The organism is Providencia sp. PROV114, assembly GCF_032704305.1.
Classification (GTDB): Bacteria; Pseudomonadota; Gammaproteobacteria; order Enterobacterales; family Enterobacteriaceae; genus Providencia; species Providencia rettgeri.
Genome location: NZ_CP120528.1, coordinates 15,165 through 41,928 on the forward strand (window position 1 = coordinate 15,165; position 26,764 = coordinate 41,928).

18 protein-coding genes are annotated in these 26,764 nt (G+C 40.8%); 8 read left to right on the plus strand and 10 right to left on the minus strand.

Translation table 11 applies throughout. The features are described 5' to 3' along the window. The first annotated feature begins 241 nt into the window (after positions 1–241). The 5 genes from P3L37_RS00060 to P3L37_RS00080 all read left to right on the plus strand — a co-directional run bounded on the left by P3L37_RS00060 (position 242) and on the right by P3L37_RS00080 (position 11,432). Complete coding sequence (locus P3L37_RS00060; RefSeq protein ID WP_196719893.1) at positions 242–880, plus strand: OB-fold-containig protein; 639 nt, start codon at positions 242–244, stop codon at positions 878–880. 75 nt (positions 881–955) lie between these two features. Beyond that, positions 956–3,157 (plus strand): hypothetical protein, encoded by a 2,202-nt coding sequence (locus tag P3L37_RS00065; RefSeq protein WP_272667509.1) that lies wholly within the window; start codon positions 956–958, stop codon positions 3,155–3,157. 81 nt (positions 3,158–3,238) lie between these two features. Then, a complete protein-coding gene (locus P3L37_RS00070) occupies positions 3,239–8,176 on the plus strand; it encodes a DNA repair ATPase (protein WP_272667508.1) in 4,938 nt (1,645 codons plus the stop codon). Then, a complete protein-coding gene (locus tag P3L37_RS00075) occupies positions 8,176–8,751 on the plus strand; it encodes a rhomboid family intramembrane serine protease (RefSeq protein WP_109912547.1) in 576 nt (191 codons plus the stop codon). Before P3L37_RS00070 ends, P3L37_RS00075 begins: the two co-directional genes overlap by 1 nt. A gap of 167 nt (positions 8,752–8,918) precedes the next feature. Beyond that, a complete protein-coding gene (locus P3L37_RS00080) occupies positions 8,919–11,432 on the plus strand; it encodes a penicillin G acylase (RefSeq protein WP_272667507.1) in 2,514 nt (837 codons plus the stop codon). Between the two features lie 37 nt (positions 11,433–11,469). Here P3L37_RS00080 and P3L37_RS00085 read toward each other — a convergent pair whose 3' ends face one another. After that, a complete protein-coding gene (locus tag P3L37_RS00085) occupies positions 11,470–12,132 on the minus strand; it encodes a helix-turn-helix transcriptional regulator (RefSeq protein ID WP_117162963.1) in 663 nt (220 codons plus the stop codon). A gap of 74 nt (positions 12,133–12,206) precedes the next feature. Here P3L37_RS00085 and P3L37_RS00090 point away from each other — a divergent pair, with 74 nt between their 5' ends. Then, entirely contained in the window at positions 12,207–13,616 is a 1,410-nt protein-coding gene (locus P3L37_RS00090) for an MFS transporter (RefSeq protein ID WP_272667506.1), read from the plus strand. A gap of 210 nt (positions 13,617–13,826) precedes the next feature. Here P3L37_RS00090 and P3L37_RS00095 read toward each other — a convergent pair whose 3' ends face one another. Continuing rightward, positions 13,827–15,323 carry an MFS transporter gene (locus tag P3L37_RS00095; protein WP_272667505.1) on the minus strand — a complete coding sequence of 499 codons (1,497 nt, stop codon included), beginning with the start codon at positions 15,321–15,323 and terminating at the stop codon, positions 13,827–13,829. Between the two features lie 95 nt (positions 15,324–15,418). On the opposite strand from P3L37_RS00095, the gene P3L37_RS00100 reads away from it, so the two are divergent. Next, positions 15,419–15,964: a TetR/AcrR family transcriptional regulator gene (locus P3L37_RS00100; RefSeq protein ID WP_272667504.1), complete on the plus strand. Its 546-nt coding sequence runs from the start codon at positions 15,419–15,421 to the stop codon at positions 15,962–15,964. A 69-nt stretch (positions 15,965–16,033) separates the two neighbouring features. After that, positions 16,034–16,942, plus strand: coding sequence for a hypothetical protein (locus tag P3L37_RS00105; protein ID WP_272667503.1), 909 nt, complete (start codon positions 16,034–16,036; stop codon positions 16,940–16,942). 112 nt (positions 16,943–17,054) lie between these two features. Here P3L37_RS00105 and P3L37_RS00110 read toward each other — a convergent pair whose 3' ends face one another. The 8 genes from P3L37_RS00110 to atpH form a co-directional block, all read right to left on the minus strand. Continuing rightward, positions 17,055–18,221, minus strand: coding sequence for a hypothetical protein (locus tag P3L37_RS00110; protein WP_272667501.1), 1,167 nt, complete (start codon positions 18,219–18,221; stop codon positions 17,055–17,057). A gap of 127 nt (positions 18,222–18,348) precedes the next feature. Beyond that, complete coding sequence (glmS, locus tag P3L37_RS00115; protein ID WP_004906751.1) at positions 18,349–20,181, minus strand: glutamine--fructose-6-phosphate transaminase (isomerizing); 1,833 nt, start codon at positions 20,179–20,181, stop codon at positions 18,349–18,351. Positions 20,182–20,391: 210 nt separating this feature from the next. Beyond that, on the minus strand, positions 20,392–21,762 hold the full coding sequence (gene glmU, locus P3L37_RS00120; protein ID WP_042851475.1) for a bifunctional UDP-N-acetylglucosamine diphosphorylase/glucosamine-1-phosphate N-acetyltransferase GlmU: 1,371 nt from the start codon (positions 21,760–21,762) through the stop codon (positions 20,392–20,394). 126 nt (positions 21,763–21,888) lie between these two features. After that, complete coding sequence (locus tag P3L37_RS00125; protein WP_004906291.1) at positions 21,889–22,314, minus strand: F0F1 ATP synthase subunit epsilon; 426 nt, start codon at positions 22,312–22,314, stop codon at positions 21,889–21,891. Positions 22,315–22,335: 21 nt separating this feature from the next. Beyond that, positions 22,336–23,718, minus strand: coding sequence for a F0F1 ATP synthase subunit beta (gene atpD / locus P3L37_RS00130; RefSeq protein ID WP_004906293.1), 1,383 nt, complete (start codon positions 23,716–23,718; stop codon positions 22,336–22,338). 34 nt (positions 23,719–23,752) lie between these two features. Next, positions 23,753–24,616, minus strand: coding sequence for a F0F1 ATP synthase subunit gamma (gene atpG, locus P3L37_RS00135; protein WP_110731519.1), 864 nt, complete (start codon positions 24,614–24,616; stop codon positions 23,753–23,755). A 51-nt stretch (positions 24,617–24,667) separates the two neighbouring features. Continuing rightward, positions 24,668–26,209: a F0F1 ATP synthase subunit alpha gene (gene atpA / locus P3L37_RS00140; RefSeq protein ID WP_004906297.1), complete on the minus strand. Its 1,542-nt coding sequence runs from the start codon at positions 26,207–26,209 to the stop codon at positions 24,668–24,670. Positions 26,210–26,223: 14 nt separating this feature from the next. Next, positions 26,224–26,757, minus strand: a complete 534-nt coding sequence (gene atpH, locus P3L37_RS00145; protein ID WP_004906300.1) for a F0F1 ATP synthase subunit delta — start codon at positions 26,755–26,757, stop codon at positions 26,224–26,226. Positions 26,758–26,764 lie beyond the last annotated feature (7 nt).

Here is a 26,764-nt window from a genome sequence, read left to right on the forward strand (position 1 = left end):
CTATCTCATTAATGGCTTACTATTATTGATAACACTTTAGGAATAACTTCATCAAATAAAACTGGATAAACAACCAGTGCTATAAGAGACTTCAATAAATTAAAAGTGCTTATAGACTAGTCTGATACTGCTATTAATTAAAAAATATATTATTAAGCTAAATTATTTTATGGTGATAAATTAAACAAACATTCCTTTTCGCATAAGCTCAATAATGCATTAATAATAAAGAGAAAACCCTATGAGTTTGTTTTTCCATAACAGTTTGATGTTCCCAACAATTATCTTTAGTGGTTTACTAATCATTGTTTTATTTTATTGGTTATGTGCCGCTTTTGGCTTATTGGATATCGACGTATTTAATCTTGATACTGAATTTAATGCTGGTATTGATGCAACTGGTTTTGCTGGCTGGTTAACCAAGCTTGGCTTAGCCGGAATCCCTGTCACCATTATTGTCACACTATTTACTCTTTTTGGTTGGATAATCAGTTATTTCAGCGTACATGTCTTCATTCGCTTCATTGATACTGATTTATTACGCTATCTCGTCAGCTTCGCCGTTTTTGCGATCACCCTATTTATCTCTCTTCATTTAACCGCTTTGTGCTTAAAACCTGTGCGCAAAAAATTGGTGAGTCTCAATAAACCCAAAACAGTACAACAGCTTATTGGTAAATACGCCACTGTACGTTCGGGAACAGTAAGTGAACAAAATGGTGAGGCGCTATTAGAAGATGGTGGAGCTGGGTTAATTTTACAAATACGAGCGCCATCTTCCGAACAGTTAAAACGCGGTGATCATGTTGTCATCATTAGCTATGACGCAGCATCGCACAGTTATCAAGTTGTCAGTGAAAATGAATTTCGCCACGGATAACTTCTCTTTTTAAAAATAAATATCTTGCTTGCATAATCGAAATGACGTCATCGTCAGAACCAATGGAGAATCAATATGGACTTGGCTGCACTAATGCCCTTTTTAACAATTATCGGGGGGATCATCCTAGTTATTTTAGGGTTCTTTGGGTTATTCAAAGCCTTCTATATCAAAGTTCCACAAGGTACTGCTTTGATTGTCAATGACATGTCATCACAACCTAAAGTGCATTTTACAGGGGCATTAGTTTACCCTGTCATCTACAAAAAAGAATTCATGCGCATTTCATTGTTAACACTTGAAGTTGACCGTCGAGGTAAAGATGGCTTGATTTGCCACGATAACTTACGTGCTGATATCACAGTTGCTTTCTATTTGCGTGTAAACGAAACGACGGAAGATGTCCTAAAAGTTGCGAAAGCTATCGGTGTTGACCGTGCATCAGACCATCAAGCAGTCAGTGCTTTATTCAGCGCAAAATTCTCTGAAGCCTTAAAAACAGTAGGTAAGCAACTGGATTTAGCGACCTTATTTGAAAACCGACAAGATTTCCGTGATCGCATTGTTGATGTGATAGGAAAAGATCTTAACGGCTATGCTCTTGAAGATGTGGCGATTGATTACCTAGAACAAACACCAAAATCAGCGTTAGACCCAAACAATATCTTTGACTCCGAAGGTATTCGTAAAATTACTGAAATCACTGCGATTCACAATATTGAAACCAACCAAAAAGAACGTGACCAAGAGCTGGCTATTCAAAAGAAAAATGTTGAAACTCGCGAAGCAAGTTTGGCCCTAGAGCGCCAACAAGCCGATGCCGAAGCGCGTCAAAAACGTGAAATTGATAATATTCGTACGCGTGAACAAGCTGAAACTTTACGTGTTCAAGAAGAAGAACGTCTAAAATCAGAACAAGCTCGTATCCAAACTCAGCAAGAGATTGAAATTCGTGAAGAAAACCGCATGCGCGAAGTTGAAGTCGCCCAACAAAACCGTACTCGTGCAGTCGCCATCGAAGAAGAACGAGTGAGCCGCGCACGTGAGCTCGAAATTGTTGCCCGTGAAAGAGAAGTTGAATTACAGCGTATAGAAAAAGAAAAAGCTCTCGAAGAAGAACGTAAAAATATCTCCAATGTTATACGTGAACGTGTAGCCGTTGAAAAAACCGTGGCACAAGAAGAAGAACGAATCAAAGAAGTTCGTGAAATATCTGAAGCTGAACGCATGCGCCAAGTCACCGTGATTAACGCACAAGCAGAAGCCGAAGAATCATTAGTTCGCCAAGTGAAAAAAGCCGAAGCGGATGAGGCCAGCGCTAAGCACCGTGCAGAAGAAATAAGCACCATGGCACAAGCAGAGTTAGAAGCATCGGCAAAACAAGCCGAAGCCAAAAAACGCTTAGCTGAAGGAGTAGAAGCCGAACACGCGGCATTAGGTTTAGCAGAAGCTCGAGTTCGCCAAGCAACCGCAGAGGCAGAAGAAAAAGAAGGGCTTGTTCTTGCCAATATTACGGCTGAGAAACTGTTAGCAGAAGCTCGTGGGCTGAAAGAAAAAGGCTTAACGGAAGCTCAAGTAATGGAAGCCAAAGCCAAAGCAGAACAACAACAAGGGTTTGCTGAAGCAAAAATCCTTGAAGAGAAATTAGCCGCCCAAGCTCGTGGTGAAGAACAACAAGCAAATGCCAAAGAAAAACTAGGCTTGGCTGATGCGAAAGTACTGGAAGAAAAACTGGCAGCACAAGCTCGAGGGGAAGGCCAATTAGGTTCGGCACAAGCAGAGGTTATCCGCCAACGCCTGAAAGCTGAAGCCGATGGTTTAACTGACAAATTTAAATCAATGGATCACCTCAGTGATACCGCTCGTTCTCACGAAGAGTTCCGCATGCGCCTTGAGAAAGAGTTCGAACAAGCCATGGCCTCTATCGACGCTAATAAAGAAATTGCCCGAGAGCAAGCTGATGTATTGGCTGCAGCACTTAGCAAAACTAATATTGAAATTGTGGGTGGCGATGGCAGCTTCTTCAATACTTTCTCTAAGGCACTAAGCCTCGGCAAAGCCGTTGATGGTTTTATGGATAAAAGCAGCTTTGCAAAAGAAAATGTAGAAAAACTCATTAATCGTAGCAAAGAAGACAAAAAAGTTGATATTGCCACATTATTGAAAAATCCTGAAGTTCAAGATCTTATAAACGGTTTTATGGCAGCTAAAGGGGCTAATCAGCCAGCAAAAAATGTCATATCAAAACCGATTCCACCAACGGATGACCAACTGTAAACCTTTGGTACATTGGGGTAGTGAACCTACCCCTCATTGTTTTCCATTTTTATTGTCTTAGTTAAGGGAATTCGCTGCGCAATGTCAGATATTCAGGATACGGATCGCGAACAAGAAATACTCGATAGTGCCGTTGCAGAAGGTGGTGCTTATGAAATATTACGCAAACGCCTGACCGACCAAGGGCAACAACTTCATCAAAAAGCTGCACAACTCAATGAAATGCGGTTAGATGAATTCGGCCAAAGCCAAATGGATATTATTGGTCGCATTCGCATTCGTACTGAAAATAATTGCCAAGCAAGGGATATTGTCCGCGTAGGTAAATGGCTTTTATTTGGTTATAATGTCTTCCTCGGCCTGAAAAAAGAGACACACCTCGAAGATGTGTTTTCACTATATCGGTTAATTGAAAACGACGATGAATTTGATGTTGAAGCTGTCCCTTATGAAGATACCTTCTTAAGCAATAATCGCTTTGTTCAAGATTTCACTGAACTCTATACCTACTATAAGAACACACAGTTACTGCAACTTGTTGAACGGGACGGCAAACTTCTTGCTAGTTTTCAAATTGGCGATCGCATCACGGACGTGCGAGTTTTTCGCTGGTCAATCTCCAGCGACAAGCGCAAAATTGAGTATATTGATAACCGGGGTGAACGCGATATTGCCCTCCCTCCAGCCTATGACTTTGAATGGCAAAAAACCACACGAGAAGACACTGTTAACGGTCGATACCCTCACATCAATATTCTTGACACTGTATTCATTGAAACTATCGGCGGTGATCTAACCATAAAGTGTGAAAATAATACTGAAGACGGTTTAGGGATTTACCGAGAGGCGGTTCTTGATAAAAACCAATCACTAGACGACGCGCAAATTGAATATGCACAAACCGGCAGTTTAATTATCCTAAAAGTATTACCTTATCGGGAAGAAACTTGGCGTTACTTAGTTTACAACACGCTATCTCAATCAGTACAACGCATTGATGCCATCGGGCAAGCTTGTGTCCAGTTACCAGAAGACCACGGCATTATTTTTCCTGGCGGCTATTACTTACAAAATGGTGACTATAAAACGTTTGAACAACCTATGGATGGAATGCGTTTTCGCCGTTTGCGCCGCTCTCCGAATGGGGAAGATGTTCTATATGTTTTTTATTCACCAAATCAAGGGCGCATAGCTCTATTCAATTATAATTTAATTGAACGAACACTTTCAATTCCACTCATTGGCCATGGTTACGCCATGCTTGAAGATGGAAAAATGGTACTATTTGAAGGTGAAGGGGAAGAAGCGACTCGCGTTCACCCTATGCAAGTTTGGCAAACCCCGTTTTACTCAGAAGAATTTGCCGATCAACAGCCGACTCGTAGCGGTTTTTTAGGACGTATAGGCAATGCAGACTTAGTTCGTGGTATTTCTGAAATATTACATGTTTCCAAAGAAATAGAAGGCAGCCAAATTTCTATCGCTCGCTACGAACAACTCAGCCAACAAGCAAAAAATTTACTGGATATTTATTACTGGTTTGGTGATGAGCAATGCCTTGGTATTGGCAAATTACTCAAAGAAATCACCCAAACCAGTGAACTGGTTCTTGATGAATATGAAAAGGTCGAAAGCATACGGCAGCAATCTGCCAAATCAATGAATGAGGCCATTAACCGCCAAAAATCACTGATTTCACTTACGTTGCCTGAAAGCTGGGCCGATATTCAACAATTTGTTGATGGCTTAAATGCCCTAAGTGCTCAACGCGGGCACTTGATTTCACTACGTGAATTTCGCTATATGGATTTAAAAAAGCTTAGCGAAATGGAAGCTGAAATAGAAAAAAATCAACAATATGTCTCACAAGAAACCGCTGTTTTCCTTGCGAGTGATAAAGCTTTACACCCCTTTAAAACACAGTTAACTGTTTTCGAAGAACAAATAGAAAAAGCCCAAAACAGTGCCCAGTTAGACATTCCCATGAAAGATATGGAAAAAATGTCTGCTGACTTAGATATGCTTTCAAACCTAATGGCTTCACTGAGTTTCAATGATGTCACACAACAAACTCACATTATTGATGCTATTTCGCAAATCTATGCTCAACTAAACCAATCCCGAGCCCGCTTACAACAAAAACGAAAATCACAAAGCAGTGTGGAAACTGTCGCACAATTTGGTGCTCAATTCCGGCTGTTTAGCCAAGGCATTACCAATGCACTGTCTCTTGCCACTGACCCTGAACGTTGTGATGATCAGCTATCAAGATTACTCGTTCAGTTAGAAGAGCTCGAAAGCCAATTTAGTAGTCATGATGAATTTCTTGATGATATCTTATCTAAACGGGAAGAATTACTCGAAACCTTTGAATCTCATAAACAAGTTCTTATTGATGACCGCCAACGACGTGCACAAAATTTAGCCACAGCAGCCGATCGTCTACTAGACAGCCTGCAACGACGAACAACTCGTTTACAGTCTCAAGATGAACTCAATGCCTTCTTTGCTTCCGACCCTCTCGCAATTAAAACGCGTGAAATCATTGAAAAATTAAGGGAAATTAACGATAACGTTAAAGCTGATGATATTGATGCACGACTCAAATCCTCTCGGGACCAAGCCATTCGAGTTTTACGCGATAAAACAGATATTTTTGAAGATGGTGGGAATGTCATTAAACTCGGGCGCCACCGATTCAGTGTCAATACCCAAGAGCTAGACCTCACCATTTTACCGAAAAATGAACAACTATGGATTTATCTCACAGGGACAGATTTCCAAGAACCAATAGAAAATGAACGACTATCACAGCTCAAACCCTATTGGAGCGCCTCATTAGAATCTGAATCTGATACGGTTTACCGCGCTGAATACCTTGCTTATTCAATTATCTATGCTGCAACAAAACGCCAAGAAGGACTAGATTTTGGCGTACTAAAAAACGCGTTAGCATCAACGGAAAAACTTGAAAAAATTGTCCGTGATTTTGCAAATCCACGCTATAAAGAAGGTTATGAAAAAGGTATTCATGACCACGATGCCGTTGCTTTACTGAAAAAACTAATACCAATCGGTGAAGGTGCAGATTTATTACGGTATAGCCCAACAGCTCGTGCTATCGCAGCTATTTATTGGCAGCAAGTTCAAAACGATGATTTTCCTGCACTATGGCCTGAACGAGCAAGAACAGCCATGAATATTCACCAGTTATTCCATAATGACAATGCATTACTTGACCTACAAGCCGAAATTGAAGCTGGAGTTAGCTTGTTTTTGCAAGATAACCCCATTCAATGTCAAACCTATGAGCAAACTCAAGCTGCTGAATACCTTAGCTTTGCACTAGCAAGAACCCCGATAGAACTCGTCTATAGCAAATACGCGAGGGAGTTAGTTTTAGCACTCCAAAGCCGCTTAGAAGAGGCCCATATGTGGGTTGATTTTAATCGCTCACAACAGAACTTAGGGACTCGTTATGCCCAGCGCTGGTCATTAGTTCAAAACTGGTTACAAGGGCTGTGCTCGACCCCTGAATTTGCTCATCTTGTTCCATACATACCGGGTGCTATTGCCATTATTATCTTAGATAAAGTAGCTTCAGCACGCTTTAGTGAAGTTGATCTTTACTTTAAAGTTAACGGGTTACTTGGTGAACACCCGACTATTGAAAACCAAACTCTATCATTGAGCTTAGATAACTACTTCAGTCGGATGCGCGGACAACGGAAACGTTTTATTCCTGAATTTCGTCAATATCAATCCCTGCGCCAACAGATTGTTACTGAAGAGCGTAGCCGTTTAAAACTGCATGAATATAAAGCAAAACCATTAAGTTCTTTTGTGCGTAACAAGCTGATAAACGATGTCTATTTACCTATCATTGGCGATAATATGGCAAAACAAATTGGCGCTTTAGGGGAAGGTAAACGCACAGATCTCATGGGGCTGCTATTAATGATTTCACCTCCCGGATACGGTAAAACCACCTTAATGGAATATGCCGCTGATCGTTTAGGGCTCATTTTTATGAAGGTCAATGGCCCTGCACTTGGCCATGATGTACTCTCTCTTGACCCTGAACAAGCACCTAATGCAACAGCAAGACAAGAGTTAGAAAAACTCAATCTAGCCTTAGAAATGGGTAATAATGTCATGTTATACATCGATGATATTCAGCACACCCACCCTGAGTTTTTGCAAAAATTTATATCCTTATGTGATGGAACAAGGCGCATTGAAGGCGTTTGGAAAGGCAAAACCAAAACGTATGACATGCGGGGTAAAAAATTCTGTGTCGTGATGGCGGGTAATCCCTATACCGAGTCAGGGGAAGTTTTCCGAATTCCTGACATGCTTGCAAACCGTGCCGATATTTATAACCTTGGTGAAGTATTAGGGGGTATGGATGAAGCATTTGCTCTGAGCTATATCGAAAACAGCCTGACATCAAACCCAGTATTAGCCCCTCTTGCATTACGAGACCTGAACGACCTGTACTTATTTGTCGATAAATCAATGGGGAAATCTGTCTCTACCAACACCTTAAGTTACCCATATTCGGATGCGGAAATTAATGAAATTACTTCAGTAATCAGTAAATTAATCAAACTACGGAATGTTGTATTGAAAGTAAATCAACACTATATCGCCAGTGCTGCGCAATCCGATAAATACCGAACAGAACCTGCATTTCGCTTGCAAGGTAGCTACCGTAATATGAATAAACTCAGCGAAAAAGTCTCTTCTGTTATGAATGATGATGAACTGGAAAGGGTACTGGATGACCATTACCTTGGAGAAGCGCAACTTTTAACGACTGGCGCTGAAGAAAACTTATTAAAACTTGCAGAGTTACGTGGCACGTTAACAGAAAAAGACGCAGCACGTTGGCAACAAATTAAGAAAGACTTTATGCGTAATAAGGCTCTTGGCGGTGATAATGCAGATATTGGTGATCGCGTTGTGGGGCAATTGGCCTCATTAGTCGAAAGTGTTCAAGCGCTTGGTAACCCCTAATGAACTATTTACAAGGGCATCCTCGCATTAAGCTATTAGTCTGTATTGTTGTAATTTTTATTATTGCTCAACTAATTAACAGTTTAACCGCGGGGGGACTCATTCAATTTGGTCTCATTCCTCGCACTGAATGGGGGTTATTAGGTATCTTCTTTGCCCCATTTATCCATGGCAGTTGGCAGCATTTAATCAGTAACTTACCCCCATTTATCATCTTAAGTACGCTATTACTGCATCGCACCATAAAAGCTTACGTATTGGCATCACTGTTTATCATCGTTGCTGGGGGTTTAACTGTTTGGTTATTTGGCCGAAATGCAGTTCATATTGGTGCCAGTGGCTGGGTTTTTGGGTTATGGGGCTTACTCATCGCCCAAGGTTTTTTCCGTCGAAACTGGGTTGATATAGCTATCGCGTTATTAGTGCTATTCTATTTTGGCACAATGGCCAGCGGCTTATTACCTACTCACTTATACATCTCAACAGAGTCACATATAGCTGGGGCTATTGCTGGAGTTATCTATGCATGGCTAAGTCATCATTACCATAAAAAAAACAGCAATCACTCACCTTAAAATAGTATCCAATACAGTTATGACACATTTTTTGTAATTTATTTAAATTTATGTATCTTTTTCTGTGATCGTGATTCACATATTAACAATTAACCATAAATTAACCATTTATTAACAACACAATAGTGCTAGTCTCAAAAAAATAATAACAACATGAGACTCAATAAATGAAAAAACACCTCATCTCTACCGCTATTGTTTTAAGTTTAAGTTCACTACCACTCTCATCATTTTCTCAGTCAATTCAAATTAAAATTGAACGAGATAACTATGGTGTTCCTCACATCTATGCGAATGATACTTATAGCCTTTTCTATGGATATGGCTATGCTGTGGCACAAGACCGATTATTCCAAATGGAAATGGCTAAACGCAGTACCCAAGGAACAGTTTCCGAAGTGTTAGGTAAAGATTACATTTCTTTTGATAAAGAAATCAGAAACAACTATTGGCCTGATTCTATCCACCAGCAAATCACGCAATTATCCCCTAAAGAACAAGATATTTTGCAGGGTTATGCGGATGGCATGAATGCATGGATTAAACAAATCAATGCTAAACCGGATGACTTAATGCCTAAACAGTTCATTGATTATGATTTTTTACCATCCCAATGGACGAGTTTTGATGTTGCGATGATAATGGTCGGTACAATGGCAAACCGCTTTTCCGATATGAATAGTGAAATTGATAACCTAGCATTACTCACTGCGCTTAAAGATAAGTATGGTGAACAAATGGGAGTGGCGTTTTTTAACCAAATTAATTGGCTTAATAACCCCAACGCACCAACAACAATCTCATCAGAAGAATTCACCTATTCAAATTCACAAAAAACAAAAAATATAGCGCAATTGAATCAAATTAGTGATTACCGACTTACTGCTCCCATGTTTGAACGCACGGCAAAAGATGCAACAGGAAAATTAATAGCGCTTTCTTCCCAGGAAAATAATGCGTTAATCGCTAAACAATATGAACAAAGCGGTGCTAATGGCCTAGCAGGGTATCCAACCACCAGTAATGTTTGGCTTGTTGGAAAAACAAAAGCGTCTGGCGCAAAAGCCATTTTACTTAATGGCCCACAGTTTGGTTGGTTTAACCCTGCCTATACATACGGTATAGGGTTACATGGAGCCGGGTTTAATATTGTTGGAAATACACCGTTTGCTTATCCCGCTATTTTATTCGGTCATAATGGGCAAATTTCTTGGGGCTCTACAGCGGGTTTTGGTGACGGCGTTGATATTTTTGCAGAACAAATTTCACCTGAAGATCCAAATAGCTACTTCCACCAAGGGCAGTGGAAACAAATGCTATCGCGCCAAGAGACATTAAATGTAAAAGGTGAAAAACCCATTACTTTTGAAGTATACCGCACTGTGCATGGTAATGTAGTCAAGCGTGATAATACCACTCACACCGCATACAGCAAAGCTCGCGCATGGGATGGCAAAGAGCTTACATCCTTAATGGCTTGGGTAAAACAAGGGCAGGCGCAAAACTGGCAGCAATGGCTAGACCAAGCACAAAACCAAGCACTGACGATTAATTGGTATTATGCGGATAAAAACGGAAATATTGGTTATGTACATACCGGGCACTACCCTAAACGCCAAACTAACCATGACCCCCGTTTACCCGTATCAGGCACGGGAGAATGGGACTGGAAAGGGATGCAGCCCTTTGCAAATAATCCTAAAGTCTATAATCCCAAATCCGGTTACATCGCTAACTGGAATAACTCCCCAGCTAAAAATTATCCTGCTAGCGACTTATTTGCCTTCTTATGGGGAAGTGCAGATAGAGTAACAGAAATCGATAACCGCATTGAGGCCTATGATAAGTTAACAGCTGATGATATGTGGACGATTTTACAGCAAACTAGCCGTGTCGACCTCAATCATCGCTTATTTACCCCATTTTTAGCTCAAGCGACACAAGGTTTGCCGTCAAATGACAATACCGTCAAATTAGTCTCCTTGCTCCAACAGTGGGATGGTATAAACCAGTTATCAGGTGATGGAAAACACTATGTTCATCCAGGGTCTGCAATCCTCGATATTTGGTTAAAAGAAATGCTTAAAGCCACTCTAAGCCAAACGATCCCCGCACCATTTGATAAATGGTATCTAGCAAGTGGTTATGAAACGACACAAGAAGGCCCTACAGGGTCTTTAAATATCAGTACAGGCGCAAAATTACTGTATGAGTCTCTCTTAGAAGATAAATCGCCAATACCCCAGCCTATCGATCTATTTTCAGGACAATCGCGGAATGATGTAATTAGAAAAGCACTGAATGCGACCTACCAAAAAATGAGAGTAAAATACGGTGATAACCCAGCTAATTGGCAAACACCCGCCACAGCATTAACCTTCCGTGAAAATAATTTCTTTGGTGTGCCACAAGCCTTACCTCAAGAAAATTTCCATCAAAATGAATACCATAATCGGGGAACTGAAAACGACCTAATCGTGTTTACCGAAGAAGGAGTGCATGCATGGGACATTGTTGCTCCAGGGCAAAGTGGCTTTATTTCCCCGCAAGGAAAACCTTCACCTCACTACCAAGACCAATTCTCGTTATATCAGCAGTTTGGTAAGAAACCGTTATGGCTTGATAACGAAGAGCTAGCGCCACATATAGAGTCAACTGAAACATTGATGATTGAGAGATAATACTATTACTAAACTAAATACCAAGCTGTCTTGGTATTTAGTTATTAACCTTTACACGATAGACACAACGCCCTGCGCCATTTAATAAGTACTGTTCACGCTCAATGCTAGCGTCATCACCCACAATATCACTGAACAACGCCAATTCCGAACGACAAAAATTTTGGCAAGCAGTGGCTGCGGCACAAATTGGACAATGGTTTTCGATAAACAACCAACTGTCATCATCTTGTTCAACCTTCGCCATATACCCTTCTTCGCTACGCACTTCAGCCAACGCCTCAAGCCGCTCAGCTAACGGTAAATTTTTACAACGCGCAAAATATTTTTCTCGGCTTTCCGCTTCCCTTTGGCTAATCAGCTTCTCTAGTCCTTCATCACCAAAAATAGTACGAACAGAATCAATCAATTGAAGAGCAAGTTGCGCGTGAGTATCCGGAAAACGTTGATGCCCTAACTCTGTTAATACCCAATTTTGCCGAGGGCGCCCAGCCCCTGTTTGCGATAAGCACTGCGCCCCCTCAACTAACCCCAACGACGTCAGTTTTTGAATGTGTTGCCTTGCTGCTTCCCCTGTCATATTTAAATCATTTGCGATCACTGCGGTAGAAATAGGCCCTTTTGTTTTGATACAAAAAAGAACCTTATCCACGGCCTGTGTTAGATTTAGATTATCAAAGTAATTACTTGCATTAATCATTATGCGACTCTATTATCCAAGCTGTTACTTGGATAATACCTCTTTTTCCACCATTCCGTCTAGCGGGTCTCTCTATGAGCAATGAAACATCAACCGTACCTCAAGCCAAGTGGGCTGATTTACTCAGTGGCGCCAACGCATTACTCACTATTGCCTTAACTGGCGGAGTAGCATTACATGCTATCAATATTTATATCATAACAACCATATTGCCCAGTGTCGTTAACGATATTGGCGGCCTTGAATATTACGCATGGAATACCACTTTATTTGTGGCAACATCTATTGTCGGCTCTGCCCTTTCTAGTAAAGTATTAGACAGTTTTGGGCCTAAATTTTCTTATTTATTCGCGCTCATTCTATTTTCTTTAGGGTCTATTTGGTGCGCAGCTTCCCCATCAATGTTGGTATTACTAGGCGGGAGGGCATTACAAGGACTTGGTGGCGGTATTTTATTTGCTCTTAGCTATGCATTAATTCGCATTGTTTTTACTGAAAACTTATGGTCTCGAGCCATGGGTGTTGTTTCAGGTATGTGGGGAATAGCAACACTCTGTGGCCCTGCAATTGGTGGTATTTTTGCTGAAAGTGGCCACTGGCGTTGGGCGTTTTGGGCTTTACTTCCTGTCGCGGTTTTTCTAGCGCTCATTGTCATCAATCAACTCCCTAAAAAACAAACTCAAGCACCAAAAACCAGTAAAATTCCATTCTTAGCGATTTCTCTGTTAGTGATATCCGTTCTTGCTATCTCAATTGGAAGTTTGTCTGATAGTTTATTCATGAACCTAATTGGCTTGTTAATTGGCCTAGCCATACTGCTGACTATTGCTTTACTCGATGGTAAAAATGACAAACGTTTATTACCAACAGGAGCCTATTCACTCAAGAATCCCCTTGGCGTCATATTTTTAACCATGTGTTTGTTAGTTGGTGGCATGACAACCGAAATTTATGTCCCTTATTTCTTACAAACCATCCATCTGTTTTCTCCGCTCACAGCCGGTTATTTAACTGCAATAATGGCAGCGGGTTGGACCATTGGGGCACTCTTTAGTGCCAATAAAACGGGGGCTATTGTTATCCGAATTATTCGAACAGGCCCGTTCATCATATTTATTTCTTTAATTGTACTTGCTGTTCTAACGCATAATCAACAGCTTATCGAATCATGGCCATTGTTCGTTATTTATCTCATCGCCATGGCTGGGGTTGGTCTAGGAATTGGCGTGTGTTGGCCTCATCTCGTACTACGAGTTTTTAAGAATGCGCCAGAGGGTGAGGAAAATCTCGCATCATCTTCAATTATTACCATTCAATTGTATGCAACCGCGCTATCTGCCGCCTTAGTGGGAGTCGTCGTCAATAATAGCGGGCTAATTAACCCTGGGGGGATCGCGGGGGCACAGCAAGCTTCAATCTGGTTATTCGCCCTATTTGCAATTAGCCCATTACTCGCAACGGTATTAATCCGCAAAATAAGATAAAAAAGTATAAGGGAGCAAAAGCTCCCTTCAGACTGCTGACAAACATATTATGTTTAGCAGCAAGTCTAATCGGTTTTGAAAATAAACTAGGAAAATCAATTTATTGATTTTCGGCTGATAACACAAAGCGGGAAAAACCACGCTTTTATCCCGCTTTGTCAACAACCTCAAGGGAGCAAAAGCTCCCTTTTTGAGGTCAAATCACCTAGTTTAGTTCGTTAATGCCTTTTTAGAGCGTAAAAAATAGGGCAGAACAATAATACTGATCAGCAAGACAAAAATAGTTGCCACCATCACCCCTAAGAAAGCATTATCAAAGGCAATATTGGCCTGATTTATCAACGCAGATGCATTATTTGCTGGTAGTGACTCAGAAACTAATAAGGCCTCATCAATACTGTCATAAACTTTATCACTGACTGTTAAGCCTTCAGGTAATGAGAGTTTCAAAGTATAAATTGCACTCATTAGTCCCCCCATAAAGGTTACACCTAAGACACTGCCAATTTCATAAGCAATTTCTTCAATTGATGCTGCCATTCCTGCTTTTTCATCAGGGGCATTTAACATCACTGTCGTTGACGCCGTCGTGAATATCGCACCCAGGCCAAACCCAATAAGAAAGAGGAATGAAAGTAACAAAATACCTGTCGAAGTTTGGTACACCATCGTTAAACCAACGACACCAATTAACGTACAAGTAAACCCGAAAACAGTGAGTTTTATCTCACCAAATTTATGAAGGTACATACCTGCCAATGGTGCAGCTATCACTGAAGCCAATGGAATTGGAATGATATATAAAGCCGCTTCAAACGGAGTATAACCTAAAACCAGTTGCAGCCGTTGGCTGAGCAATAATTCAACACCAACGATAACCACGATAGATAACACAGCCATCATCAGCCCTGCATTGAATTTAGGATGCTTTAATAGCGTAAAATCAATCATTGGGGATATTGATTTAACTTGTCGATTTCTAAATACCACCAAAAAGAAAACACCAATAACGCCTGAAGCCCATACAGCAGGCCAGTCTGTATAAGGTTTTCCGAGCTCCTTCAACGCATAAATAACGCCAATTAAACCAATTAACACTAAAATGGAACCGAAAATGTCGATTTTTTTGTCGCTGTTACCACCACACTTAGGGATCAAGTAACACGCAAACGGAATAACCAATAAGACCACTGGGACATTAATTAAAAAAACAGAGCCCCACCAAAAGTGGTTAAGTAAGATACCGCCGATCAAAGGGCCTATTGCCGCTCCACCTGAAGCAACTGCCGACCATATTCCAATTGCTAACGCCCTTTCTTTCGGATCTAAAAAAACATGCCTGACAATAGCAAGGGTGGCAGGCATACTTAACGCTGCGCCAACAGCTAAAAAACCTCGAGACAAAATCAAACTTGTTGCTGTTGGTGAAAAAGCAGCACACAACGAGGCTAAACCAAATAACGGTAGCCCCAATAAAAACATTTGCTTGTGACCAACTTTATCACTTAGCATCCCTGCAGCAGGTAATAACCCAGCGACCACCAGTGGGTAAGCATTCATTATCCACAGTTTTTCAGATGACGTAGCGCCTAAATCATGGGTTAATTTAGGTAACGCGGTATACAGTACAGTGACATCAATAACGATAAGAAACAGTACACTTGAAACTAATAGAAGCACTATCCAGCGCTTATAATCGGTTAACATAAAATTCTCTCAATGAGTTTATTTGATCATGATTTTTGTGCTGATCGTGCTACAATATAAATCCATACGTACGTATTGAAAAGAGGTTTTTCTAAATGGGACGTCAACGAACAATCGATAGAGAAAAATTACTTGATGCCGCTGAAGATATTGTTCTACAACAAGGTGCTACCGCTCTCACTATCGATGCAGTTGCCAAAGCGATGGGGATCTCCAAAGGCGGTGTTCAGTACTGTTTTGGCAATAAAGATGCCTTAATTGATGCAATGTTTGAGCGTTGGGGCCAGTCTTACGATGAAATTTTTAATCAAGTGACGCTGCAAGATAACTCTCCTGAAGGGCAAATTTTTGCTCATATGCAAGCTACCCACCAGCACGATAAAGTTGCAATGGCAAAAGGCGCTTCCTTAATGGCATCCTTATTACAAACCCCTGAATACCTGGAAAGTACGCGTACTTGGTATCGTGAACGGCTTGCTAAGTTAGACACCTCAACAGAAAAAGGTAAACAGGCCAGAATTGTTTTTCTAGCCACTGAAGGCGCTTTTATGCTGCGCTATATGGGATTCATGGAAATTGATGATAATGAATGGCAATCTATATTTAGTGATTTGGAAAATTTATTAAAAAGTCATTCATAGCATCATTTTTTTAAATAAATAATCTCCTAATCCAATATTATTGGATAAAATATCCAAATGGAGATTATCATGAGAAAAATAATTACTACTACAATTCCAAGTCATAACTATTATTATCAACCTCAAAAAACGAATAAAAATTTCATTATAGATAATATAAAAAGTGTAAAATCAAAAAATGATGGCGATTTAAATTTTAATCAGCCTAGTTATAAAAACGAATATAAATTTAATGTTAACATTCCCTATCTTGCATCAAAAGAAAAAAAAACCTCTCATTTAAATAAAAAACAAGAACCGATAACGCCTGTAAATAGAACCAAACTAGAAGATATCAAATCGATCGATTCTTTCGTTAGAAGAATAAAAGAGGAAAATATCTATTTTATAGCAATAGATAAAAAAAGTTATATTTATCAAGGTCCATTAAATACGATAGGAAAAAGAAAACCTACAGATTTATATCTCAACGTAACCAATTCATTAGGCCACGGGGTTTATGGAACAGCCTACCGCGTTGGAAATTTTGTTATTAAAGTTCCTTTTTATGATACCTATGAAATCAATCCTCACAGTAATGTAAATCGCTGCTCCTCTATACTCAATGCATTAAACAAAAATACTAATTTTTCAAGAGCAATAACTCTGAATGAGGGAAAAGATGTTTTAATTACGAAATATATTTCTGGAAAAGATATTAAAGGTAATAGTGCCTATGATTTTGTTAAACAAAGAGGACGCATCATGTTTGATTATAGTTCTAATGGTAATGTTAAAATGGATAATAATGGAAAAAAATATGTTATTGATGCTGACCTCGTAGCGCAACCAACAGAATTAAAAAGATATCCCTCATTAGAAACACTGGAAATACGTAAACTTTATAAAAATAAATTTATCAGAAAACCTCTTAGAGCTACTGAAATAAAACCTCTCTATTACTCTGAAATAGAAGGTCTTTTACCAAAAGTGAAATAACATCCTTACAAACAATATTATTCCACGACATAGGGTCATTTTTTGCACGAAAAATGCCCCTAATGCAGGAAAATGAATGACTAAACCATTATGGAAAGACATAAAATCAGTTTTAATGATTCAAGAAAATCCCCTTATCATCGTCAGTTATAATTTGTTTTAACGATTTATGAATACCGCCATCATCTGTTTGCAAGATAAATACAAATAAAACCTGACAAAGTACCGATTGAGGGCAATGACGAGGCCGATATTTTGTATAGGGAGACCATCCATTAGCTAGATACCTTTCATGCATTCGCTTCATTGCATCAACAACAGAGTTCGCAGCTTGCCCTTTGTTGATTTTAGTCGATTTTTTTTGGTGATATAAAAAAGCATCAGTAACCGTTTTAGATATAATATAGAAAACTTGCCCAACAGATAATTTTTCTAATAAATAGGTGATGTTTTTTGTTGTTTTTTCACCAATCTGAAAAGATGTAAAATTATATTCATCCATTTCATAATTCAAATAAAAAAAACACTCAAATAGATTATTTTTCTTACATAACTCAATCAGTGATTTTTTATTTTCTTGTAAGTAATAAATATTGGCTAACTTTAGCTCTAGTAGGTCAATAATCGTAGATAAACTATTAGTTTCTTTAAAAATAACTTCCCAGCACATAAATATATTATTAAAATAAATATAATCTTCACTAACACTTATATACTTTAAATTAGTAACTGAACTTACTGCAATCACACCTGCAGTATAAAGCTGTTCTATGATTAACAGGTCAAACTTATAATTCGGTGTTAATTTTTTATACCTTTGATTATCCAAGCTATCTAAATACATTAGATTTTCATCAGCACAACACCGTATAAGTGCAAGTAAAAAAACACTATTTTCAAAAGAAAGATCATTGATACTTAAAGCATTTTCTTTTTTTAAAAAGAATAGATTATCAATATATTCAATTTTTTCTTGCCTTTCTTTTTCATTCTCTATACGAATACAATCAACACAAATATGTTCAAAATTAATTAAATGTGAAAAATGGCTCCTATCTCGTAAAAATTCCATTTCACCACATGCTACACATTTTAGTTTTAAACAATAAGCTTTGCAGCTTCTAGCCACAATAGCTTTTATTTCTTTGGATTTTAATTGTGTTTTTTCTTCTATCTTAATCATTGAATATGAAAATCGGCCATTTTCTTCAAGCTGCCAATATAGTTGGCATACAAATTCATATTCCTTATCAATAATATCAATAAATATAATTTCCATATGTTTATTTCCTTGTTTTTTATTATGTTATATTAAAAAAAACAAAAAATAGAAATTATATTATGACAAAAAAACAAAAAGGCTCATTACGGTTAAATAATGAGCCCTTTATTAATCAATTTATTGATTACTCAACTGTCACCGACTTCGCCAAGTTACGGGGTTGGTCTACGTCTGTACCTTTAATCAATGCAACGTGATAAGACAACAGTTGCAGAGGAACAGTGTAGAAAATTGGTGCGATGAGCTCTTCAACATGAGGCAGAGAAACAATTTTCATATTTTCACTGGCTTCAAAGCCCGCATCTTGGTCAGCAAATACATACAGCAAACCACCACGCGCACGAACTTCCTCGATGTTTGATTTCAGTTTTTCTAACAGTTCATTGTTAGGTGCAACGATGATAACAGGCATGTCGGCATCAATTAACGCTAATGGGCCATGCTTTAACTCACCAGCAGCATACGCTTCTGCGTGAATGTAAGAAATCTCTTTTAATTTCAGTGCTCCTTCAACGGCAATAGGGAACTGATCACCGCGGCCTAAGAACAACGCATGGTGTTTATCTGAGAAATCTTCTGCCAATGCTTCGATAACTTTATCTTGCGATAACATGCTTTCAATACGCGCAGGCAATGCATGTAGAGCGTGAGAAATGTTTTCTTCGAGCTCAGGGTTGGCGCCTTTCAAGCGACCCATATACGCCACTAGCATCAGTAAGACAGTTAGCTGAGTAGTAAACGCTTTAGTGGATGCCACACCAATTTCAGCCCCTGCTTTGGTCATCAGGGCAAATTCAGATTCACGTACCAGTGAAGAGCCCGCAACGTTACACACTGCTAAAGAGGTCAAATAGCCTAATTCTTTAGATAAACGCAGGGCTGCGAGTGTATCTGCGGTTTCACCTGATTGAGACAGTGTTATCATTAAACTGTTTTTACGGTGTGCAGGGTTGCGATAACGATACTCAGAAGCAATTTCCACATCACAGGGAATACCGGCCAAAGACTCAAACCAATAACGCGCCACCATGCCAGCATTGTAAGATGTTCCGCAAGCTACGATTTGGATATGTTCAACTTGAGATAAAATTTCACTCGCACGAGGGCCTAATTCGCTTAAATCGATACCATTGTCTTTGCTAAAACGCCCTTCAAGGGTGTTTTTAATCGCCATCGGCTGTTCATAAATCTCTTTTTGCATGTAATGACGGTAAACGCCTTTATCGCCCGCATCATATTGAACGTTTGATTCAATTTGCTCACGGTCAACAGCTTCACCATTTTTATCAAAAATACGAACAGTACGACGAGTAACTTCAGCAACATCCCCTTCTTCAAGGTAGATAAAGCGGCGAGTCACAGGCAACAATGCTAATTGGTCTGATGCTAAGAAGTTTTCACCGACACCTAAACCAATAACCAATGGGCTACCAGAACGTGCAGCGACTAATAATTCAGGAATACGGCTATCCATAATTACCGTACCGTAAGCACCGCGTAATTGTGGGATAACACGTTGAACCACTTCCACCAGCGAGCCACCTTTTTGTTGTTCATGGTGAACAAGATGGGCAATCACTTCAGTGTCTGTTTCTGAACTAAAGACATAACCGAGTTTTTTCAGTTCATCTTTCAGTTCTAAATAGTTTTCAATAATGCCGTTATGAACAACGGCAATATAACCAGAGGTATGTGGGTGAGCATTACGTTCACTTGGAATACCATGAGTCGCCCAACGGGTATGTGCAATCCCCGTTCCACCCGATACTGGGTTTTTCTCCGCTTCTTCCGCTAACATTTGCACTTTGCCGACTTCACGTAAGCGTTGCAAATGACCTTCGTGATCAACTACAGCCATACCCGCTGAGTCATAACCACGATATTCAAGACGACGAAGACCTTCTAACAGAATTTCTGCAATATCACGTTGTGCAACAGCACCTACAATTCCACACATATTTTTTTGATTCCTAGACAAAAGGTTTCTTTCTTGAGAAACCTTTATTTGTCGCAACCTAATTGTTGTACAGTTTTCACTGCTCCCCAGCCTTGTAGAAAATGGGGATATTATTTTTATATTGCTACCTTGGGTAGCTATTTTAATTTTTGCTATTTAAATAGCTTTTTTATCATAGGAGAGATAACGCTACCTCTCCTCAATATTTACTTATTTTTTCTTAACTGGACGTTGCCAGTTTTTAATATGCATTTGCTTTACACGGCTGACAACGAGTTCGTCTTCATTCACGTCACGAGTTACCGTCGTACCCGCGCCAATTGTTGCACCTTTTGCTACAGAAACTGGAGCGACTAATTGAGTGTCTGAACCTACAAATACATCATCACCAATAACAGTTTTATGTTTATTGGCGCCATCATAATTACAAGTTATGGTACCTGCGCCAATATTAACGTTATCACCGATTTGAGCATCGCCTAGGTAACTTAAATGACCCGCTTTAGAACCTAAACCTAAAGAGGCATTTTTCATTTCGACGAAATTACCGACGTGTGCTTTGGCTGCTAATTTAGCACCTGGACGTAAACGCGCAAAAGGACCAACCGTACATTCAGCTGATAATTCAGAGTTTTCTATGACTGAATACGGGCTAATCACTGAGTTATCACCGATTACACAATCTTTCAAAATACAGCCAGATTGAATATGTACGTTATTCCCTAATGTAACGTTACCTTCGATAATCACGTTAGTATCAATAATAATATCGCGACCATGAGTTAGATTTCCGCGCAGGTCAAAACGAGCAGGGTCAATCAACATAACACCGGCTAATAACAGTTTTTCCGCTTGTTCTTTCTGATAAACTCTTTCTAATGCAGCCAGCTGTAGGCGGTTATTCACCCCTTCCATCTCACTTAAATGTTTAGGATGAACGGTTGCAATTTTATTACCTTCTTTATGTGCTAATGCAATAATATCAGTAATATAGTATTCGCCTTGTGCGTTATCGTTATTCAGCTGTGCCAACCAACGTTTGAAATCTTTACCACTGGCAACCATGATCCCAGTGTTAATCTCTTGGATTTTACGTTGCTCTTCAGTCGCATCTTTTTGCTCAATAATACCGACAACTTCATTATTTTCACGAATGATACGGCCATACCCTGTTGGGTTATCTAAAATAACCGTCAGCAAGCCAATACCACCTTCTGGCTTCACTTCAATTAAGCGATCTAAGGTATCTTTAGCAATTAATGGTACATCGCCATATAACATGACAATATTTTCATCGTCTTGAAAGCTTGGCGCGGCTTGTTGCATCGCATGGCCAGTGCCGAGCTGTTCGGCCTGCAATACCCAATTGAGGTTTTGCTCACCTAGTTTTTCTTTCAGTAAATCACCGCCATGTCCGTATACCAGATGAATATCTGATGCACCAATGGATTTTGCTGTATCTATAACATGCTGAACCATTGGTTTGCCTGCAAGCAAATGCAAAACTTTAGGTAGCTCTGAATACATCCGTGTGCCTTTACCGGCAGCTAAAATCACGACACTTTTTCTTTGCACAGTCATTTTTCCTGAAACTCCAACTTAGGGATGAAAGTAAACCTATTTCCTTTATAAATTACTACATATTTCGCTCAAATAAAAAAGCCAGTTAGACTTAACCAACTGGCTTTTTTTACTATACCGCTATCATTACATTAGCTTTTTAGTTAACTCGATGACTCGAAGTTTCGCTATTGCTTTTGCAAGTTCTGCTGATGCCTGAGCATAATCAACATCGCCGTGAGCTTTACGGACGTGTTCTTCCGCTTTGCGTTTAGACTCCACTGCACGAGCTTCGTCTAAATCTTTACCACGGATCGCTGTATCAGCGAGTACGATAACACCATTTGGTTGTACTTCTAAAATACCGCCGGAGAGGTAAATTAGCTCTTCTTCACCAAACTGTTTGGTAATACGTACCATGCCCGGTTTTATGGCAGTCAGCAGCGGGGTATGCTGCGGGTAAATCCCCAGCTCACCTTCACTACCTGTCACCTGAATTTTCTGTACCATGCCTTCAAACATTTGTTTTTCAGCACTCACTACAGTCAGGTGGTATGTCATTGCAGCTACCATATCAACCTCCTGTCAGCTGGATTAAAGCTTTTTCGCTTTTTCCACAGCTTCTTCAATGGTACCAACCATATAGAACGCTTGTTCTGGCAGGTGGTCGTAATCACCGTTCAGGATCCCACTGAAGCCACGGATAGTGTCTTTCAGAGAAACGAACTTACCTGGTGAACCGGTAAATACTTCAGCAACGAAGAATGGTTGAGACAGGAAGCGCTGGATCTTACGAGCACGAGCAACAACCAGTTTGTCTTCTTCAGACAGTTCATCCATACCCAGAATTGCAATGATATCTTTCAGTTCTTGGTAACGTTGCAGAATAGACTGAACGCCACGAGCAACATCATAGTGCTCTTGACCAACAACCAGTGGGTCAAGCTGACGGCTAGTAGAATCCAGAGGGTCAACCGCAGGGTAAATACCCAGTGATGCGATTTGACGGCTCAGAACAACTGTTGCGTCTAAGTGAGCAAAGGTAGTTGCTGGTGATGGGTCAGTTAAGTCATCCGCAGGAACGTAAACCGCTTGAACGGAAGTGATAGAACCCGTTTGAGTTGAGGTAATACGTTCTTGCAGAACACCCATCTCTTCCGCCAGCGTTGGCTGATAACCTACCGCTGAAGGCATACGACCTAACAGTGCTGATACTTCAGTACCTGCCAGTGTATAACGATAGATGTTGTCAACGAACAGCAGTACGTCACGACCTTCGTCACGGAATTTTTCAGCCATAGTCAGACCAGTCAACGCAACGCGCAGACGGTTTCCTGGTGGCTCATTCATCTGGCCATAAACCAGTGATACTTTATCCAGAACGTTTGAGTCGGTCATTTCATGATAGAAGTCGTTCCCTTCACGAGTACGCTCACCAACACCTGCGAATACTGAGTAACCTGAGTGCTCAATCGCGATGTTACGGATCAGTTCCATCATGTTTACTGTTTTACCAACACCCGCACCGCCGAACAGACCAACTTTACCACCTTTAGCGAATGGACAGATTAAGTCCATTACTTTGATACCGGTTTCCAGCAGTTCTGTTGAGTTAGCTAATTCTTCATAGCTAGGTGCAGCACGGTGAATTGACCAGCGCTCTTCTTCGCCGATATCACCTTTCATATCAATAGGTTGACCCAGAACGTTCATGATACGTCCTAAAGTTGCTTTACCTACTGGTACTTCAATTGGGTGCTCTAAGTTTACAACTTCTAAACCACGGCTCAGGCCATCTGATGTACCCATTGCGATACAACGGACAACACCACCGCCTAACTGTTGCTGAACTTCCAGCACCAGTTTTTCTTTACCGTTAACAACCTCAAGAGCGTCGTACACTTTTGGTACGTCATCTTGAGGGAACTCGACGTCCACAACGGCGCCGATTACCTGGATAATCTTTCCAGTAGCCATCTTGAATCCTCTACGTAATTCGTAAACCTAGCTGTTAAACCGCGGAAGCACCCGAAACAATTTCGGTAAGCTCCTGAGTAATGCTGGCCTGACGAGCTTTGTTGTAAACCAACTGCAACTCTTTGATCAGGTTTCCACCATTATCAGTAGCGGCTTTCATCGCTACCATTCGTGCGGCCTGCTCACTAGCCAGGTTTTCAACGACGCCCTGATAAACCTGCGACTCGATATAACGACGTAGCAGGGTATCCAGCAACGCCTTAGGATCGGGTTCGTAAATGTAATCCCAAGACTTCTTCTTCAGTGTTTCATCATCGCTTGCAGGCAATGGTAACAATTGAAGAATAGTTGGCTCCTGAGACATTGTATTGATGAACTTATTCGTCACCACATACAGTTTATCCAAACGCCCTTCATCATAGGCTTGTAGCATTGTGTTAACTGGACCAATCAAGTCCGAAAGCGTTGGGTTATCCCCCATTCCGGTAACTTGAGTCACGACATTGCCGCCCACAGAACCGAAGAATGATACCGCTTTAGAACCGATTAAAGCCAAATCAACCTGAACGTTTTTCTCAGACCATGACTTCATATCTGCTAATAGTTTTTTGAACAGGTTAATGTTCAAGCCACCACACAGACCGCGGTCTGTTGAAACAACCAGATACCCGACACGCTTAACTTCACGCTCTTCGAGATATGGATGTTTATATTCCAGATTACCTAACGCTAGGTGACCAATCACACTGCGCATGGTTTCTGCATAAGGACGGCTGGCCGCCATGCGTTCCTGCGTTTTACGCATTTTGGACGCAGCGACCATTTCCATCGCTTTAGTGATCTTTTGTGTATTTTGTACACTTCCGATCTTGGAACGTATCTCTTTTGCGCCGGCCATTTCTGCTTCTCCTTATTAACCAGACGGCCCTAGGAACTGGGCCGAATAGTATTACCAGGACTGAGTTGCTTTAAATGATTCGAGCAGTTTTTTCAACTTGCCTTCGATATCATCGTTATAGCTACCAGCCGGGCCAATTTCGTTCATAAGGTCAGCATGCTCGCGCTGTGCAAAAGAAACTAAAGCAGCTTCAAACGCACCAATTTTCGCTAACTCAACATCATCCAAGAACCCACGTTCTGCCGCGAACAGAGACAGTGCCTGCTCTGCTACTGACATTGGTGCGTACTGTTTCTGTTTCAGCAGTTCAGTTACTTTCTGACCATGACTTAACTGTTTACGAGTCGCGTCATCGAGGTCGGAAGCAAACTGAGCAAACGCTGCCAGTTCACGATACTGAGCAAGTGCGGTACGGATACCACCAGACAGTTTCTTGATAATTTTAGTCTGAGCAGCACCACCAACACGAGATACTGAAATACCTGGGTTAACCGCTGGACGAATACCAGAGTTAAACAGGTTAGATTCCAGGAAGATCTGACCATCTGTAATCGAAATTACGTTTGTTGGTACGAATGCAGAAACGTCACCAGCTTGGGTTTCAATGATAGGCAGAGCTGTCAATGAACCTGTTTTGCCTTTAACTTCGCCTTTAGTAAAGTTTTCTACGTATTCAGCGTTAACGCGAGCAGCACGCTCAAGTAAACGTGAGTGCAGATAGAAAACGTCACCTGGGTAAGCTTCACGTCCTGGTGGACGACGCAGCAACAGTGAGATTTGACGGTATGCAACAGCCTGTTTAGACAGGTCATCGTATACGATCAGTGCATCTTCACCGCGGTCACGGAAATATTCACCCATCGCGCAACCAGCATATGGCGCTAAGTATTGCAGAGCAGCTGATTCAGATGCTGTAGCAACAACAACGATAGTGTTTTGCAGTGCGCCGTGTTCTTCCAATTTACGAACTACGTTAGAAACGGTAGACGCTTTCTGGCCGATAGCCACGTACACACATTTGATGCCTGAGTCGCGTTGGTTGATGATTGCATCGATAGCCAAAGCAGTTTTACCTGTTTGACGGTCACCGATAACAAGCTCACGCTGACCACGACCGATTGGGATCATGGCATCGACTGATTTATAACCAGTTTGAACTGGTTGATCAACGGATTGACGGTCGATAACACCTGGCGCAATAACTTCTACAGGAGAGAAGCCATCGTTATCAACAGGACCTTTACCATCAATTGGTTGACCCAGTGTATTCACAACACGTCCTAGCAGGCCACGGCCTACTGGAACTTCAAGAATACGACCAGTACATTTAACTTTCATGCCTTCTGCCAAGTCGGCATAAGGACCCATAACGACCGCACCAACAGAGTCACGCTCTAAGTTCAGTGCGATAGCGTAACGGTTGCCAGGCAGCGCGATCATTTCACCCTGCATGACTTCGGCTAAACCGTGAATACGAATAATACCGTCATTAACGGATACAATCGTACCTTCATTGTGAGCTTCACTCACAACATCGAACTGAGCAATACGCTGTTTGATCAGTTCGCTGATTTCGGTGGAATTCAGTTGCATATGCTCCAGTCCCCTTAAGACTGCAAGACGTCAGTTAAACGCTCTAAGCGACCGCGGATACTCCCGTCAATAACGAGGTCTCCAGCACGAATGATCACTCCAGCAATAACAGACTTATCAATTTTGCAATTCAGCTTAACTTTGCGTGACAGACGTTTTTCCATCGCTGCAGAAATTTTAGCTGACTGCTGTTCACTCAGTTCGTTAGCAGAAATCACATCAACTTCAATGGTTGATTCCAGAGAATCGCGCAATTGGATAAACTGCGTCAACACTTCTGGCAGCGTCGTTAAACGCCCGTTATCTGCCATAACACGAATCAGATTCTGAACATGCTCGTCAATTTCATCTCCACAAACAGAGATAAACGTTTTAGCTAATGTTTCTGGTGCAATAGAACCAGAAAGCAGCTCCCCAACCTGTTCATTGCGCGTCACCTCAGCGGTGAAGGCTAGCATTTCCTGCCATTTAGCAACAGCTTGGTTTTCCACAGCAAAGTCAAAAGCTGCTTTGGCGTAGGGGCGAGCTACAGTAGCAATTTCAGACATGCCCCTC